We start from the raw sequence: 16,477 nt of genomic DNA, 5'->3' as shown, positions 1-16,477 counted from the left end.
AGATGATATGATTATTCTAACCTGCCTGTTTTCCAAACTCAAAGAGAAGAAGGAATAAGGCAAACCTGACCCCTTCTACTTTTTTAAAAGTAAGGCAACAGATTCAATATGATAGGTATGGGGGAACATATCTATTGGTTGAATTTCCCTGGCCTCATATTTTGGACCCAGCATTTCAAGATCCCGGGCAAGGGTTGCCGGATTGCAGGATACATAGACAATTTTTTCAGGACCGATCGAAAGGACCTGTTGAACAACATCCTTGTGCATGCCAACTCTTGGCGGATCAATAATCATCACATCGAACTTTTGCTTTAATTGTGGCAGAACATCCTTGATATCTCCTTCAAGAAATTCACAGTTTTCAATTCCATTCAGCCTTGCGTTCTGCTTTGCATCAATAACTGCACTTTTGACAATCTCGATGCCAACCACCATTTTTGCCTGTCCTGACAGCCATATGGGGATTGTGCCGGTTCCGGAATAAAGATCCATCACAACTTCTTTGCCTGTCAATTCTGCATATTCCGATACTTTAGAATATAATTTTTCACAGGACTTTGTATTGGTCTGGAAAAATGAGTTAGCCGATATTTTAAATGCAAATTTCCCCAGCTTTTCCATTATGTGATCTTCACCATAAAGACCTATTTCTTCCTTGTCGATTGAAACACCTGATTTTGAATCCGTTATATTGTTCAATATGGATTTAATCTGTGGATGTCTTTGTGCCAGCAAGTCTGCAAGTTTCTGAACCACGTCAATTCTTTTTGTTTTGGTTATAATATTAACCATCCATGTATCAAAGGCCACGGAATGCCGGAGCATTAAAAACCGCCAGAACCCCTCATGTGTCCTTAAATGATAGGCATCAAGACCTGATTCTTTTATGAAACTTCTAACATCGTCTAATATCTTATTGCCCAGGTTCGGCATGATTTCACATTGCTTAATATCAATGACCTTGTCAAAGGTGCCGGGCACATGAAGTCCAATACCAAAATCCTTTTTAATCTCATCATTTTCAAGCTCCCAGGGTAGCAACCATCTTTTTGAGGAACAGGAAAACTCCATTTTATTCCGATATTCATAAATCCTGTCAGACGGTATAACATCCTTCACCCGGACATCCTTCAGTCCACCAATATGCTCCATGGATTCTGTCACATGTCTTTTTTTATATTCAAGCTGAAGATCATATCCAAGCTGCTGCCATTTGCATCCCCCGCAAAAATTGCAGTATTGGCATTTTCCCTGATTTCTTAAGGCAGATTCCTTTATAATGTTTATCAGCTTTCCTTCTGCCCAGGATTTTTTCTTTTTTGTAATCTTTGCGAACACAACATCTCCCGGGACACACCGATCGATAAAAACCGGAAGACCATCAGGTTTTGCAAGTCCCCTGCCCCCAAAGGCAAGATCAATAATTTCCAGTTCATACGCTTTTCTTTTCTTAATTGTCATAATATTTATTTCTTTCAAGTTTTCAAAACTTGATATTATAAAGGTTTAATGGCATAAAGACAAGGTATGGAAAAAAGCTCTTATGACATTGAATTCATATCCCGGGGGTTTTCACTTAAAGGGATTCTGCACCTGCCCAAGGCAAAAAAGCCACCCCTTGTTGTCGGCTCACACGGCCTTGAAGGATCAAAAGAATCTGCAAAGCAAACCGTATTAGCAAAACTTCTTATCCAAAACAATATGGCCTTTTTCCGATTCGATCACAGGGGCTGCGGTGAAAGCCAGGGTGACTTTATCAAAGACACTTCCCTTGAAAAACGAACCCATGATTTTATCAATGCTGTAAATCATATCTTATCACTTGAAAAAACAAGCCGTGACCTGGTTGTTTTCGGCTCCAGCATGGGAGGGGCTACCTGTATAAATGCCTGGGAAACGCTTTTACAGATGAATATCAATCTTTGCGGGGCTGTGCTCTGTTCAGCACCCGTAAAGAGCCGCACTATTGAAAATATTCCAATGGATGCCAATGAAAACCGGCCTGCCCTGCCCTTAAGCTTTTTCAAGCAGAACCTTTTATTTAATATTCGAGATAAAATCCATACCCTTTTCAATGTGCTTATTTTTCACGGGGATGCCGATGAAGTGGTTCCGGTTTCAAATGCCAAAGATATTTACAAACTGGCAAATGAGCCCAAACGATTGATCATCCATAAAAACGGGGACCACCAGATGACAGACAAAAAAGATCAGGCTGAATTTGAGACAGAGGCCATAGCCTGGTTTTTAAGGTGTTTTGTCCAACAAAACAAGATGCCGTCTTAAAAGCTCCAAACCTGTCGTGGCAAATATTTTTTTATTCTTAACCCTGTCATCAAAAGAAAACCGGTATGTTTTGGCCATTGACAATTCAGACCCTGCAAGTCCTATACATACCATGCCAACCGGTTTTTCTTCAGTGCCACCGCCAGGTCCTGCAACACCGGTGGTTGAGATGGCAAAATCAGCACCGGCTTTACGTCTTACACCTTCAGCCATTTCAAGGGCGGTCTGATCATGAACTGCCCCATATTCAACAATCGTCTCTTTTCTGACATTCAAAATATTTATTTTTGCATCATTGGAATAGGTAATGCCTGAAAATAAAAAATAATTAGAACTGCCTGCCACATCGGTCACCATATTTGATATCAGGCCGCCTGTACAGGATTCTGCAATGGCAAGGGTTTTCTTTAGTTTTGTCAACAATCGCCCCACCTCCTGTGCAATGGTTAATCCCCGATCGGATATCACCTTGTTTTCAAGCTGTTGTATCACCCATTGTTTTGCTCTTGCAATATCAGATATATCTTTGTCTTCACGGGAATCAATTAAAATTATTTTGACTTCAATCACAGGAAAAGTCGCCCGAAATCCCAGCCGCAGTTCAGAAAATTTTGTTTCAAACCCTTTTAATAATGACCCGACCTTTGATTCGGTAAGGCCGAACACTGTCAGCCGTTCAATCAGGATATCATCAGTAAGGCTGAATTCATTGACCAATATCTTTTTGACTTCTTTTTCAAACATAATTTTCATTTCAGACGGCACGCCCGGCATAAAGAAAAACAGGCATCTATTGATCTTCATATAAAATCCCGGAGCCGTACCATTATAATTTATCAGCATGTTCGAGCTTGATGGCAGCATGGCCTGTTTTTCATTGTCTTTGGTCAAGACAAATCCTCTTTTCTTAAAATAAGATCTCATGGATGCCAAAGCGTCCTGGCTCAGCTCAAGCCTGTCATCTGCTGCCTTGCCGCCAGCAAAAGCTGTCAGATCATCCCGGGTTGGGCCCAGGCCACCGGTCACAAGGCAGATATCTGCCGTCAAAGAACTGTCGCCAATGACTGATGCAATGTCATTAACATCATCGCCCACTGCCACGATCTTTTGAACGTCAATGCCCATTTCTTTTAGCGCACTGCAAAGAAAGGCTGAATTGGTATCAACAATATCTCCTAAAAGAACTTCATCACCCGTTGACAGAATGTGAGCAATCATGGTTCATTTCCCCTGGGGTTTAAAAAATACAGCATGGTTTGATGAAAAAAAGGCTGGGTTTTTACGAATGCCCGACCCGGCAGACACCTGTTTCTTAAATGTTTTATCCAAAAATTGTTTAACCTGCCTTCTGTCCCACCCAAAAGGATGGGTAAAATTTAAATACAATGACAGATCGCCATGGTAAAATTCCCGGGTATCAAGATCTTTGGCATCATCACTGAATTTGGGAAGATTAAATACAGCCAAGTTTAAATAATTAATATATTTTTCATGTGCCTTTATATATTCAAGCGTCTTAAACGCAGCCTTCTCGTCCTCAAAACTTGTTCCAAAAAGAAGGTAGACAAAAGTTAAGATCCCGGCCTGATGAAGGTTCTTTAATATGGTTGACACATAATTCAGATTGGTTCCCTTGTTCATCTGGTCCAGCACGCCCTGGTCACCTGATTCAAGACCCAGTTTTAACATATCGCATCCCGACCGTTTAAGATCATGACAGAAACCCGGGTCCAGAAACTCTTTTTCAAATCTCACAAATCCATACCATTTAAATCCAAATTTATTCTTTGCCAGGGCTTTTAAAAAAGCCGGGGTAACGGCATTGTCAATTAAATGTATATAGTCAGGCGCATATTTTTGATCAACCGCTTTTAAATCCTGTAACACCTTTGAAGCCCGCTGGGAACTATAGGGACGGATTTCCGCCTTTTCGGGGCAGAACCGGCACTTGCTCCAGTAGCATCCAATGGATGCCCTGAAAGGCAGAACTTTTCCCGGTGCGATATAAAGATCATCTTTTACAAAATCATAATCCGGAACATAATGCTTCTTAGAAATATCTTTTACACCGGAAAGTTTCAGAAGCGGTTGTTCTCCCTCCCCCCTGATCATGACATCAACCAGGTCTTTAAAGGGATCATTATAATCCGGCCTGCTCATCCAGGAGGATATAAGCCCTCCGCCCATGATAATTTTTTTGTCTTTAAAACTATCCTTTATCCATCCGGCAAGAGCAAAACTGACCAAGGCCTGGTTCAGATAACAAAGGGAAATGCCAATGTGCTTTGAATCTGAGTTCAGAATTTGAGGTCTTACCCTGTCTTCAAAAAACCGGTAAAACGGATTCTCTTTATACTGTCCTGCACTTTTCAATAAATCTTTGCTGTTAACAGAAGAAAGCCTGGAATCTGAATAATCGCTTAGGGTAATCCTGAATCTTTTCGTATCCACACTGATGGACAACAGCTTATTCAAATCATAAACCCTTTGATGATACCGGTCCATGTTTTCATACAAAGATTTGTCTTTTAAATCACACAATATTTTTTCTCTGTTCTTCAATGCCCTTTTTGACCAGGAATCAATGGGATCAATATCTGAATTAATCAGATATAAAAGCCCTTCAACATTTGCATCATATACATGGCAGGAACGTCTGTTCTCTTTTAATGCAGATGACAAGAGCGCCACACCGGCCGGCGGTTCACACGGTTTAGCAACGGGTGGAAAAATCAATAGCATGGGTTAATATCCTAAAATTAATCAAAATCAAATTATTGTTTTTACCATATTTCTTCCAAATCCTCACCTGGTAATTTTAAAAAATTAGGGGTTTTCCCTGATTGATTTTTCCTTCATCACTTTATATAGATAAGGGACGAAAGGAATAATCAATGCAAAAAATCCAAAAAGTGGCCATTCTTGGAGCCGGGGCAATGGGGTCTTATTTTGCCGGCAAATTTTTCGATACTACTGGTTTTTCAACAGTATTGATTGCTACAGGTCGCCGTTTAGACAAGCTCAAAACCAATGGTTTAGTCGTCAATGGAAAATCTTATGCCATCCCGGCCATCCACCCTGATGAGGCCACTTCGACTGTTGATCTCATTATCGTAACTCTGAAACATCATCATCTCAAAAAAGCAGTTCAGGGTTTGGAAAAACTTATCAGTGATTCAACCACCATTATGTCTGTTATGAATGGCCTTGAGAGTGAGGAATACATTGGTTCCATCTATGGCATGGACAAGATGCTATATACTATCTCTGTTGCAATAGATGCGGTCCGTCATGGCAACCAGACGATTTATACCAAGCCGGGGAAGCACTATTTTGGTGAGGCTGTCAATACTACCAATCTCAGCCAACGAGTTCTCTGTGTGCAAGAAGCATTTGACAGGGCAGGAATCGTTTATGAAACACCGGAAGATATGATCCGGATGATGTGGTGGAAGTTCATGATCAATGTCGGGGTGAACCAGGCATCCGCTGTAATGCGAGCTCCGTTTGGTGTTTTCCAAAAATCTCCGGAAGCCCAGGGGTTAATGGAAGAGTTGATGAAAGAAGTAATTGCATTGACAGATATTATGGGGGTAAATCTGACAAACCGGGATATAGAAGAATGGTATTCGTTTCTAAAGGTTTTATCTCCACAAGGGAAAACGTCAATGCTGCAGGATATTGAGGCAGGACGCAAAACCGAAATTGAGATTTTTGGAGGAAAAATAGTTGAATTGGGTAAAACTCATGGTGTGAAAACACCAGCGAATCAAACCGTGCTTCAAATTATTCAGGTATTAGAGCAGTATCCAGAATAAAATTAATCATGGAAGGAATAAAATGCGAATAGGATATTACCAATACTGTCCCGAATTTGGTGCTCCCGCACAAAATTTGGAAAAGGTGCAAGACACACTTGCAGGGGTTAATGCGGATCTTATTGTACTCCCTGAGCTGGCATTCACAGGATATTTTTTTGAGGATCGAAAAGAGCTTAAAACTCTGGCAGAAGACGTATCTGACTCTCAAACTGTCATCCGGTTGTCAAAATTTTGTCGAGACAATGATTTCCACCTGGTGGTGGGATTTGCCGAACGACAAAGAGACAAGCTCTATAACAGTGCACTGGTGATTGGGCCATCAGGACTTATTCATACCTACCGAAAACTCCATCTTTTCAATACTGAAAAAGAGTACTTCGATCCTGGGAATACCCCTCTTGAAATCGTTAAAATCCGGGGGGCCAAATTAGGGGTAATGATCTGTTTCGACTGGGTGTTTCCAGAGGTGGCTCGCGTACTTGCACTGCAAGGAGCAGACGTGCTTTGTCACCCCTCCAACTTAGTACTGAAACATTGCCAGAAAGCCATGATTACTCGTTCTCTTGAAAACTCGGTCTATTCAGTAACAGCAAACAGAACGGGAAAAGAAATTCGCCCCCGCGGAGAACTCTCGTTCACAGGCAATAGTCAAATTGTCGGGCCAAAGGGAGATATTATGGCACAGTCAAACTCCGAAGAAGATCAGGTTGTGGTGCAGACAATCGACCTGGCAATTGCCAGAGACAAAGCGATCACTGAAAATAATGATTTGTTCGGCGACAGAAGGCCTGAATTTTATAATCCTCTTGTCTGATAACAGGGCAAAGAAATTTATCAAAAGGCTTAAATTGACGCCTTAGAAGGGTTGAGCAGGATTGTTTCTATTTAGAGAAACATTTTCCTTGACATAAAATAAAATTCTGGTTATTTTATCCCGAAACAAAAGAACATAAATGATATGAAAAAAAATATTTTAAATATTAAAGATAGCGTTAATCGGTGGTGGCAAGGCTGGATAGGGTCCATGCTGCCGCCAGAATAGTCGTTCAAAAAAAATAAAAAATCAGGGGCTGCGGCAGCAAAACACTGTCGCAGCCTTTTTTTATGTTTAAGGAAACAGAAATGATTTTAAAACAATTCCCTGAAAAACAAAAATTTTTAACCCTTGCTGAAATCTGCAATGTCATTCCTGTCTGCACTCAGATTCTTGCAGATATGGAAACACCTGTTTCCATTTTACAAAAATTTTTCAGCAAAGAGAAAGAAAATTTTTTACTGGAAAGTGTCGAAGGCGGAGAAAGATGGGCCAGATACAGTTTTATGGGAGTGTCTGCGTTCGGCACCATTAAAATTTTTTCACAGGATGTTGAGATACAAACAAAGGATGAAACCAGAAAAATTGCTCACAACAATGATCCCCTGGACGTGGTCCGGACACTCTCCAAAGAGTTTAAACCTGCCCAGATTCCTGAATTGCCCAGGTTCTGGGGCGGATTTACAGGATATTTCACCTATGAAATGGTCTCATTTTTTGAAGACATTCCGGTTTCACTGCCCAAGGATACGCCTTATGCCCATTTTATCATTCCGGATGAAATGATCATTTTTGATAATATAAAACAGACCTTGACCTGTCTTAAAATATGTTACCTCACTGATAGCAATGATCACGAGACCATATTTGAACAGGCTCAAAATGATCTTGACCAGATGCTTGAAACCATCAACACCCCTTTTATGCAAACAAAACAGTTTCAATCCTCTGAAGTTCAACTTGAATCTGAAACAAAACCACAGGATTATATAAAAGGCGTCGAAAAAATCAAAGAGCATATTGTTGAAGGAGATATTTTTCAGGCTGTTTATTCCCAGGCGTTCTCATGTCGTGCAGATGTTGATCCGATCCTGATTTACCGTGCCCAGCGATACATTAATCCTTCCCCCTACATGTTTTTCATAAACTTTAAAGACATGATCATTGCAGGCTCTTCACCCGAAACCATGGTCAGACTTGAAAATGATGTCGCCACTTTAAGACCCATCGCCGGTACAAGACCCAGGGGTAAAACCGAACAGGAAGATAGAAAACTGGCTGATGAGCTTCTAAATGATGAAAAAGAGAAAGCCGAGCATGTCATGCTCATTGATCTTGGCAGAAATGATTTAGGCCGTGTGGCAAAAGCCGGAACTGTTCAGGTCACCGATACCATGGTGATTGAACGGTACTCTCATGTCATGCATCTGGTATCCAATATCACCTGCGATATGAAAAAAGGTGTTGATGCCTATGATCTGTTCAAAGCCACGTTCCCGGCCGGAACATTGTCCGGTGCACCCAAAATCAGTGCCATGGAAATTATATCTGAACTTGAGAATACCCAAAGAAGAGTTTATGGTGGGGCCGCAGGTTATATTTCCTTTACCGGAAACATGGATTTTGCCATAACCATCAGGACAGCTGTCATGGAAGATGACAAACTGACGGTTCAGGCCGGGGCCGGGATTGTATATGATTCTGACCCCCAAAAAGAATTATTGGAGTGCCAAAATAAGGCAAAAAGTGTAGAGATGGCCCTAAAACTTACTCTTGGCAATAATAGCGGAGGCCGATAAATGTTAGTTGCAGTGATCGATAACTATGATTCATTCACCTTCAACCTGGTTCACTATATCCTTCATACAGGGGTGGATGTGGAGGTGTTCAGAAACGACAAGGTGTCCATTGATGATCTTAAGGCTTTAAACTTAGGGGCTATTGTCATCTCTCCCGGACCCGGCCGTCCTGAAGATGCGGGCATCTCCCTTGAGGTTGTCAAACATTTTTCAGGGCTTGTTCCCCTTCTTGGCGTCTGCCTAGGCCACCAGGTCATTGCCCAGAACTTTGGCGGAAAAATCATCCATGCAAAACAGATCATGCATGGAAAAACATCCGTAATCACCTCTGACGGAGAACAAATTTATTCAGGCATCAACAAACCCTTTACCGTCATGCGGTATCATTCCCTAGCGGTTTCCCAAGAAAATTTTCCCGACTGCCTGACCATTACCGCTAAGACTGAAGATGGTGAAATCATGGGGATTCGACATAAAGAGCATCCAACCCAGGGTGTCCAGTTTCATCCTGAATCCTTTATGACCACTCTGGGGAAAAGACTGATCAGAAATTTCATCAAAGGAGCATAAAACCGTGACGTTTACAGAAAATTTAAAAAAAATCATAGCCAAACAGAACCTTGACCAGGACAGCAGCGCGTCAATGCTCATGGATATTTTTTCAGGCACTGTCACCGAAGCCCAGATCGGGGCATTTATGGCAGCACTGGCCACAAAAGGAGAAACCTTTGAAGAGCTTGCCGGAGCAGCAAGGGCCATGAGGCGTAAAGCAATAAGGATTCAGGCCCTGTCTAAAAAGGTCATTGATATCGTTGGAACCGGCGGGGATGCGTCCGGATCATTCAATATCTCCACAACCACGGCTATTGTTGTGGCAGGCGCCGGCGTGACGGTTGCCAAACACGGAAACAGAAAAATTTCAAGCAAATGCGGCAGCGCTGATGTTTTGGAAGAACTCGGCGTGAATTTGAATGCGGATCCTGAAATCGTTGAGGAAGCCATTAATGAAATCGGCATCGGATTCATGTTTGCCCCCATGTATCACGGTTCCATGAAATATGCCGGTAAAGCAAGACAGGATTGCGGTATCAGAAGTATCTTTAATATGCTGGGGCCCTTGACCAATCCGGCTGCTGCAAGTTGCCAGCTTTTAGGGGTCTATGCCCCCCAGTTAACTGAAATGTTTGCCCGGGCCCTGAAACTTTTGGGTGTTCATAAAGCGTTTGTGGTTCACGGGCATGACGGAATGGATGAAATCACCACTACAGCTCCCACAAGGATATCAGAACTTAATGATGAAACTATCCGGTCCTATGATCTTGATCCTCTTGATTTCTTTGAAGACTATGCAGACCCAAAAGACCTTAAAGGTGGTGATGTAAAAGAGAATGCAGCCATCACACTGTCAATACTCAGAGGAAAACAAGGACCCAAAAGGGATATTATCATTCTAAACTCAGGTGCAGCCCTGGTTGCTGCTGAAATGGCCGATACTATAAAAAACGGGATCACCCTGGCGGAACAATCCATTGATTCGGGAAAAGCGCTTGAAAAACTTGAACTGCTTTCAGACTATACCAGGGAGAACAGCTGATATGGGAGTTGAAGGCTTTTTAAAAGAGGTACTGAAAATAAAATCCTTGGAAGTATCAAAAAACAAATCCCGTATACCGCTGAACACGATTCGAAGGGAAGCTGAAGAGACTAAGCTTGCAGCAGGCTTTTTAACAGCCATGGAAAAAAGCAGCTCCGATGACATTGGTATTATTGCAGAAATAAAAAAAGCCTCTCCTTCCAAGGGTGATATCAGGCCGGACCTTGATCCAACACTTTATGCGAGAAAATATACCAAAGCGTGTGCCCGTGCCATTTCCGTCCTGACGGAATCGCAATATTTTAAAGGAAGTTTAAAAGACCTTGAAGACGTATGTGCCCATACCGATCTTCCGGTATTAAGAAAAGATTTTATCATCACTTCCTACCAGATTTACGAAGCAAAAAAAGCAGGGGCGTCTTCCCTTCTGCTGATCACCACCATTCTGTCCAAAGACCAGCTCAAAGATTATATCAACCTTGTAAGAGAACTTGGCATGGAGCCGCTTGTTGAAATCACTTCGGAAAAAGAATTTGAAACGGCCTATGATTGCGAGGCAAAAGTAGTGGATATGAACAATCGCAACCTTCAAACCCTTGAAACCGATCTTAATGTCTCCACGCGGATTGCAGCGATTCTTCCCGACGGTATTATTCCTGTGGAGGCCAGCGGCATCTCATCCTTTAAAGACATACAAAAAGGCCTCTCATTCAATATCTTCAACTTTCTTGTGGGTGAAAGCATTGTAAGAGCCAAAGACACGGAATCGTTCATTAAGGAACTCAGAAACGTTAAGTGACGACTCTATGATCAAAAAACCATCTCAAAAAACACCCTGGATAAAAATATGCGGGCTTACCGTCCCTGAAAATGCCCTTGAATGTGCCAACCTAGGCGCAGATGCCATAGGACTGGTCTTTTTTGAAAAAAGTCCCAGAAATGTGACAATACAAAAAGCCGCCCTGATCTCAAAAATTTTACCGAATCATATCCTCACCATTGGTGTGTTCGTAGATGAATCCTATGATAGCATCATGGAGAAAGTCAATCAATGCGCTTTAAAGGGGGTGCAGCTTCATGGGAATGAACCCCCTGACCTTGTCGACCGCCTGTTAGAAAAAAAACTGCTGGTCATTAAAGCACTCTTTGCAACGAAAGAGCCCTTTCTGACACAGGCATCCAGATACAAAAACGCTTCTTTTTTTCTGATTGAATATGGAAAAGGGGCCCTTCCCGGCGGAAATGCAGAATCCTGGGATTATGAACTTTCCCTTCAATTGAAAACAAAAATACCTCTTGTTCTTGCCGGAGGACTTCATCCCGGCAACATCTGTCAGGCCATTAAGGCTGCAAGACCTGCTGCTGTGGATGTCTCTTCCGGTGTTGAAAAAAGCTATGGCATAAAAAATTTAAATAAGGTTGAATCTTTCATTACCCGGGTCAAAAGCGGGTAAAATAATTGTACTCTATCTGATTGTTGAAATACTACCGGACAATCATCTTACTCCCTGGGTAAATCTTTGCATTGGCGGACAGATTATTGAGTTTCAGCAGGCTTGCAATACTGGTATTATATTTTTTACTGATACTGTACAGGGTTTCCCCTTTTTGCACTGTATGAAACACGGAAGCACTTTTTGTTTTTTTCATGGCTTTTTTTATCGGTATTGAAGATTTTGGCGTCTCCGCTGTTGCAGCAGGCTTGTTTTTAAACAGAGAAATGTTTTTTTCAATTTTATCCATTCTGACTGTTAAAGAATCAAATTTGCTTGAAAATGCCGTTTCAAGCCGTGCCACCCGCTCCTTTATGGGATCAATACCCGGCATAGCTTTTTCTGCATTACCCTTGGCTGATCCGGAAAACTTTCCCTTAAGCTCAAGTGCCTGTTCTATTTTTTCTATTCTCTTTTCAAGGTCAGTAAAGGATGTAGTTGAAACACTTTTTTTAACCGGCTCGACTTTAGAATCTGAAGATCTGAAAAAAAGGAAAAATATAATAATGGTCAGCAGCAGGGCTCCTAAAAGAATCAGGGTAAATTCATTTTTATTTAAAAGGGAGGCACCAAACTTTTTATCGCCATCCCGGACTTCAGATGTCCGTTTTTTATGAATATTGGTTTTTGTTGCCGATATTTTTGATTCGGGCTTGCCTTTGAGTTTCATCGCAATGCTCCTGTTTTAGTTTTCATCCACAGATAAATCCCTGATAAAAGCAATAAGAGATCTCTGATCAATAAATAAATATTTGATAGGGTCTGGGGGTGGCTTGAGAATGAAAAACAGCCGCAATCAAACTGATGTCCGCGCAAAAGATTAAATCCGATCATAAGGATAAAGATCAAAAGCAATGTATTAACCAGTAAAAGTGCTGGTCTGGACAAAATATTAAAAATCAGGCAGAACCCTGCAATAAGTTCGATAAATGGAATGGAGATGGCCAGAATATTAATACTGAAACCTGGGAAAATCGCATACCCATATAAGATTTTAGCAAACCCCGCAGGATCTGTAACCTTATGATAACCGGCATAGACAAACGTAATGCCGAGAATCAGTTTGATCAAAAAAAAAATAATAGCAATCTTATTATTTTTCATTTTTTTCTATATCATGGCCCATTTCCTGCCACTGCCTGAAACCTCCCGGATACACCTTGACATTCGTAAATCTCATATTTTCCAAATTTGTTGCAACATTATGACTGTCCATACACTCAAAACCGGAACAATAAATCAGGATGGGAGACTGTTGATCTGTCATTTCTAACAGCTTATCGATGACCGTGTCGAATTCCATTAATGGAAAGGGCAATGCTCCCGGAAGATGCCCTTCTTCGTAAAATTCGAGAGGTCTGACATCCAGAACTATTCTCTTCTTTTCCTGAATAATCCGCCTTATAATTTCAGGGTTATTTATCTCAATTGAAGCATTGACCAAATCTGTCTTTGAAATAGCATTAACAACCCCATTTGATGTCTGCCACTGGCCAAATAATGCGATGCCGAATGGGGAAAAATGATTATAAAAGAAAGCTGTTGCCAATGCAAAAAAAATAAGAAAAAAAGTGCCTTTTGTCTCTTTTAAAGTCATTATTACAAACGACGTGCTTTTATTTTTTTAAAAGTATCAAGCCGTTGTTTTAAAACCAACAACATCAGCCATTTTTCAAAAAGCCCGGATATGTTTTCTTCAGAATGAATTTCCTGACCTTCCTCTTCCATCCTTTTTTCCATTCGATTTAAACCGGCTTTGATCTCGTTAGAAGTTTCCTTTGCATCCAGAAACAAATAAATTTCAAAGGCATCTTTGTAATAGCCCTGACTTTCATAAATTTTTGCAAATTCAAGCGTTTTTAACTCCTGACTCATGGTGTCTTCCTTTTATTATCTGATTTGTCTTTGAAGATAAGCTCATCTTCTTCAGCCATATCATGTTCATGCTTTGCCACATGTTTGATATAATTCATATCGATTTTTAAACTTTTTACTTCATCTTCAAGTTTTTGATTTGCAAGATCAGCCGTCCGGACCTGGTTTAAAATAACGGTTTCCTTTCCTTTTAACAGTTTATAATCCAAGACACCGTTTGTTGAAAAAACAATAAGAAATAACAATACAATGATAATAAATATTGAAATGTAAAAACCGATTTTTTCGACCATTTTCATGATTTTTTCTGTATCATTCCCTTTTTCAGCAATTTCAGTTCAGGGCTTGAAATCAGGAGATTCACACCCAGGTAAAAAACCATTCCTAAACAGATGCAGCCCACCACCCCGGTTCCAAACCAAAACGAATTGCTCTCCTTCACCAAAACAAATGCTGCCGCCTGTTTAACAAGAAAAAACATTATAACAGATAAAAAAAGTGATCTGCAAGCAGAAACAATGATCTCAAATTTATCAATATTCACGGCTCCGGGGATGCTGATAAACAAATAGACAAATCCTGCCATGGCAGATATGGAAACGGACAAAACAAGTCCCTTAAGTCCAAGGGCGTCAATAAACAAAGAACAAAAAATCAGGTTCAAGCCTATGGCAATAATTCCCGAATAAAATGGAACTCTTATATTGGATAAGGCATAATACAATGTGACAAACAACCGAACCCCTGTGAATGCCCACAAGCCTAAACTCAAGAAAATCAGGCATTCTGCTGTCTGGTGAATGGCTAAATCAGTAAAGGCCCCACGTCCGAACAAAAAGGCAACAATTTTTTCATTCAGGGCCATCAATCCTGCCATTGCCGGTATTGTTATAAAAAACACAAGTTTCACCCCGTGCGAAAACAAAGCTGCGATTTCATCCATTCGTCCCAGGGCTGCCTTTCTTGAAAGCTCCGGCAAAAAAACCATGGCAGCAGAAACAGCAAACAGTGCCAAAGGAAATTGCACCAGCCGGTCTGCATAGTAGACAAAAGACACACTGCCCTCATCCAGTGTTGAAGCAAAAAAGGAGGCCGCCATGATATTAATCTGGTAGGAGGCTGCTCCAATCATACAGGGAATCATTATTTTAATCACTCTTAACACCTTGGGATGAAAAAATTGAAACGATGGAATTTTCAACATCCCAAGGCGAATCATAAAGGGGACCTGGATGATAAGCTGAAGAACCCCGCCGATAGTAACCCCGAGTGCCAGGCCCATAACAGGAATTTCAAAATACTTTGATATCAGGATTGTAAACAAAATCACCACAAGATTAAATACAACCGGTGCAATGGCAGGAACGCCAAAATTTCCCAAAGAATTCAACACCCCCATGCAAAGGGCACTGATAAGAACCAGCCAGAAATATGGCAGCATAATTTTAAATAATATAATGGTCAGTCCATATTTATATGAAAATCCGACAAACCCCGGGGCGATCATCTTAATAATCAGCGGGGCAAAAAAAATCCCGACAAGGACAATAAGAATACCCGCCAGGGATAAAAAACAAAAAAAAGAGAACGCCATTGCAACAGCCTTTGAGTGCCCTTCCTTTTCCAGGGTTTCAGAAAAGACCGGTACAAATGAAATACCCAAAATTCCTTCGGAAAATAATTTTCGGACAAGATCAAACGGCCTGAAGGCGATAAAAAAGGAATCGCTTTGGGAAGATGTGCCAAAATACATGGCGATGAGTGCATCCCGGATAACCCCAAGAACACGACTGCTAAAAGTTAAAATGCTTATCAATGCCGTATTTTTTAATATCTTTCTCACAACTTTTCCTTGACAAAAACCGACAAATCATATATTTTTATAAATTTGAAATGTGGCAAAATTTTAAATTCAATACACTTAAACAAGGAGCAAAACCAAGTTGGCTAACCATAAATCTGCAAAAAAACGGGCAAAACAGAGTCAGGTAAGACGGCTTAGAAACAGATCTGTAAAAACCACTCTTAAAAATTTGGAAAAAACTGTTTACGCTGCAAAAGAAGAAGGCAGTGATAACAAAGATGAACTCATGAGAAAAACTCAATCTGCAATTCACAAAGCCGCTAAAAAGGGCGTTATTCATAAAAAGACTGCTTCCAGAAAAATTTCAAGACTATTCAAGTTCATGAATACATAGCATTCACGGATTTTTTTTCGTTCAACCAACTAAAGACAGGATTTTCACTGACAAGGTGTAATCCCTGTCTTTAGTGTTTTCATTCTAAAAATTAGTCATCATTCTACTGATTAATTTTTCAGCGCTTCTTGTGGCAATTTTATCCACAGCTTCTCTTTTATCACTTTCATCAGTGATCTTATCTTCAGATACAGTGTATTCTTCATATGAAGTAAAATCCTTGACAGACCAGATCACGTCACCATCCTTATCTGTAAGTTTCAGATCAACTGTGGCGGTGACCCTTCTTTCTATCACAGATTCCGTAGTTGAACGTGACAGGGTAGCGAAGGTGATCGCTTTGATTGTTCCTTCAAAAACAGCTCTTGCCTGGGATTCATCTGCAACTTTCGTGTCGGTCTTTTGAATAATCTCCCGGATCAGAGCATTGGTAAAGGCAATACCTGCCCCTGTTTCAGAACTTTCATTCTCCAAAACCTTCACAGCGACACGCGTCACATCATTTTTAATATATCCGCCGCCCTCAAACTGGTAACCGCAGGATGCAAAAAGTGCAAGTACACAAACGAATAAAACCCATTTTAAATTTTTCAT

At 40.9% G+C, this 16,477-nt stretch carries 19 protein-coding genes; 9 read left to right on the top strand and 10 right to left on the bottom strand.

Annotation, left to right across the window (positions count from 1 at the left end; all coding sequences use genetic code 11):
* Positions 1 to 75: 75 nt before the first annotated feature.
* The gene (rlmD, locus tag HGJ91_RS15230; protein WP_291348702.1) at positions 76 to 1,464 is read right to left on the bottom strand and encodes a 23S rRNA (uracil(1939)-C(5))-methyltransferase RlmD; all 1,389 of its coding nucleotides are present in this window, start codon (positions 1,462 to 1,464) and stop codon (positions 76 to 78) included.
* 66 nt (positions 1,465 to 1,530) lie between these two features.
* Between rlmD and HGJ91_RS15225 the strand changes: the two genes are divergently transcribed.
* A complete protein-coding gene (locus HGJ91_RS15225) occupies positions 1,531 to 2,289 on the top strand; it encodes an alpha/beta hydrolase (protein WP_291348700.1) in 759 nt (252 codons plus the stop codon).
* Here the strand turns inward: HGJ91_RS15225 and HGJ91_RS15220 are convergent.
* A complete protein-coding gene (locus tag HGJ91_RS15220) occupies positions 2,251 to 3,507 on the bottom strand; it encodes a CinA family nicotinamide mononucleotide deamidase-related protein (protein WP_291348699.1) in 1,257 nt (418 codons plus the stop codon). The two genes, HGJ91_RS15225 and HGJ91_RS15220, sit on opposite strands and share 39 nt — an antisense overlap.
* A 3-nt stretch (positions 3,508 to 3,510) precedes the next feature.
* Entirely contained in the window at positions 3,511 to 5,031 is a 1,521-nt protein-coding gene (locus HGJ91_RS15215; protein ID WP_291348698.1) for a radical SAM protein, read from the bottom strand.
* A gap of 152 nt (positions 5,032 to 5,183) precedes the next feature.
* Here HGJ91_RS15215 and HGJ91_RS15210 point away from each other — a divergent pair, with 152 nt between their 5' ends.
* From HGJ91_RS15210 to HGJ91_RS15180, 7 genes are all read left to right on the top strand, one after another.
* Positions 5,184 to 6,107, top strand: a complete 924-nt coding sequence (locus tag HGJ91_RS15210; protein ID WP_291348697.1) for a ketopantoate reductase family protein — start codon at positions 5,184 to 5,186, stop codon at positions 6,105 to 6,107.
* A 22-nt stretch (positions 6,108 to 6,129) separates the two neighbouring features.
* On the top strand, positions 6,130 to 6,924 hold the full coding sequence (locus HGJ91_RS15205; protein ID WP_291348695.1) for a nitrilase-related carbon-nitrogen hydrolase: 795 nt from the start codon (positions 6,130 to 6,132) through the stop codon (positions 6,922 to 6,924).
* A gap of 308 nt (positions 6,925 to 7,232) precedes the next feature.
* Positions 7,233 to 8,723: an anthranilate synthase component I gene (gene trpE, locus HGJ91_RS15200; RefSeq protein WP_291348694.1), complete on the top strand. Its 1,491-nt coding sequence runs from the start codon at positions 7,233 to 7,235 to the stop codon at positions 8,721 to 8,723.
* Positions 8,724 to 9,293, top strand: coding sequence for an aminodeoxychorismate/anthranilate synthase component II (locus HGJ91_RS15195; protein WP_291348693.1), 570 nt, complete (start codon positions 8,724 to 8,726; stop codon positions 9,291 to 9,293).
* A 4-nt stretch (positions 9,294 to 9,297) separates the two neighbouring features.
* Positions 9,298 to 10,317: an anthranilate phosphoribosyltransferase gene (gene trpD / locus HGJ91_RS15190; RefSeq protein ID WP_291348692.1), complete on the top strand. Its 1,020-nt coding sequence runs from the start codon at positions 9,298 to 9,300 to the stop codon at positions 10,315 to 10,317.
* 1 nt (position 10,318) lies between these two features.
* Positions 10,319 to 11,116, top strand: coding sequence for an indole-3-glycerol phosphate synthase TrpC (gene trpC / locus HGJ91_RS15185; protein ID WP_291348691.1), 798 nt, complete (start codon positions 10,319 to 10,321; stop codon positions 11,114 to 11,116).
* Positions 11,117 to 11,123: 7 nt separating this feature from the next.
* Positions 11,124 to 11,771, top strand: a complete 648-nt coding sequence (locus tag HGJ91_RS15180; RefSeq protein WP_291348689.1) for a phosphoribosylanthranilate isomerase — start codon at positions 11,124 to 11,126, stop codon at positions 11,769 to 11,771.
* Between the two features lie 31 nt (positions 11,772 to 11,802).
* Here the strand turns inward: HGJ91_RS15180 and HGJ91_RS15175 are convergent, their stop codons facing one another.
* The 6 genes from HGJ91_RS15175 to murJ are packed head-to-tail and all read right to left on the bottom strand — an operon-like array spanning position 11,803 to position 15,528.
* Positions 11,803 to 12,480, bottom strand: coding sequence for a LysM peptidoglycan-binding domain-containing protein (locus tag HGJ91_RS15175; RefSeq protein WP_291348688.1), 678 nt, complete (start codon positions 12,478 to 12,480; stop codon positions 11,803 to 11,805).
* Complete coding sequence (locus HGJ91_RS15170; RefSeq protein WP_291348687.1) at positions 12,477 to 12,914, bottom strand: MauE/DoxX family redox-associated membrane protein; 438 nt, start codon at positions 12,912 to 12,914, stop codon at positions 12,477 to 12,479. The genes HGJ91_RS15175 and HGJ91_RS15170 overlap by 4 nt, the downstream gene beginning before the upstream one ends.
* Positions 12,904 to 13,407, bottom strand: coding sequence for a rhodanese-like domain-containing protein (locus HGJ91_RS15165; RefSeq protein WP_291348686.1), 504 nt, complete (start codon positions 13,405 to 13,407; stop codon positions 12,904 to 12,906). Before HGJ91_RS15165 ends, HGJ91_RS15170 begins: the two co-directional genes overlap by 11 nt.
* Before the next feature lie 2 nt (positions 13,408 to 13,409).
* Entirely contained in the window at positions 13,410 to 13,685 is a 276-nt protein-coding gene (locus tag HGJ91_RS15160) for a hypothetical protein (protein ID WP_291348685.1), read from the bottom strand.
* Entirely contained in the window at positions 13,682 to 13,984 is a 303-nt protein-coding gene (locus HGJ91_RS15155) for a septum formation initiator family protein (RefSeq protein ID WP_291348684.1), read from the bottom strand. Before HGJ91_RS15155 ends, HGJ91_RS15160 begins: the two co-directional genes overlap by 4 nt.
* Positions 13,981 to 15,528: a murein biosynthesis integral membrane protein MurJ gene (gene murJ, locus HGJ91_RS15150; RefSeq protein ID WP_291348683.1), complete on the bottom strand. Its 1,548-nt coding sequence runs from the start codon at positions 15,526 to 15,528 to the stop codon at positions 13,981 to 13,983. Before murJ ends, HGJ91_RS15155 begins: the two co-directional genes overlap by 4 nt.
* A gap of 100 nt (positions 15,529 to 15,628) precedes the next feature.
* On the opposite strand from murJ, the gene rpsT reads away from it, so the two are divergent.
* Positions 15,629 to 15,883 (top strand): 30S ribosomal protein S20, encoded by a 255-nt coding sequence (gene rpsT, locus HGJ91_RS15145; RefSeq protein ID WP_291348682.1) that lies wholly within the window; start codon positions 15,629 to 15,631, stop codon positions 15,881 to 15,883.
* An 84-nt stretch (positions 15,884 to 15,967) separates the two neighbouring features.
* Here the strand turns inward: rpsT and lptE are convergent, their stop codons facing one another.
* Positions 15,968 to 16,477, bottom strand: coding sequence for an LptE family protein (gene lptE, locus HGJ91_RS15140; protein WP_291348681.1), 510 nt, complete (start codon positions 16,475 to 16,477; stop codon positions 15,968 to 15,970).

It is taken from the genome of Desulfobacula sp. (genome assembly GCF_014237455.1).
Classification (GTDB): Bacteria; Desulfobacterota; Desulfobacteria; order Desulfobacterales; family Desulfobacteraceae; genus Desulfobacula.
The sequence above is the reverse complement of the archived record's forward strand: the minus strand, read 5'-3'. Positions and strand labels throughout refer to the sequence as shown.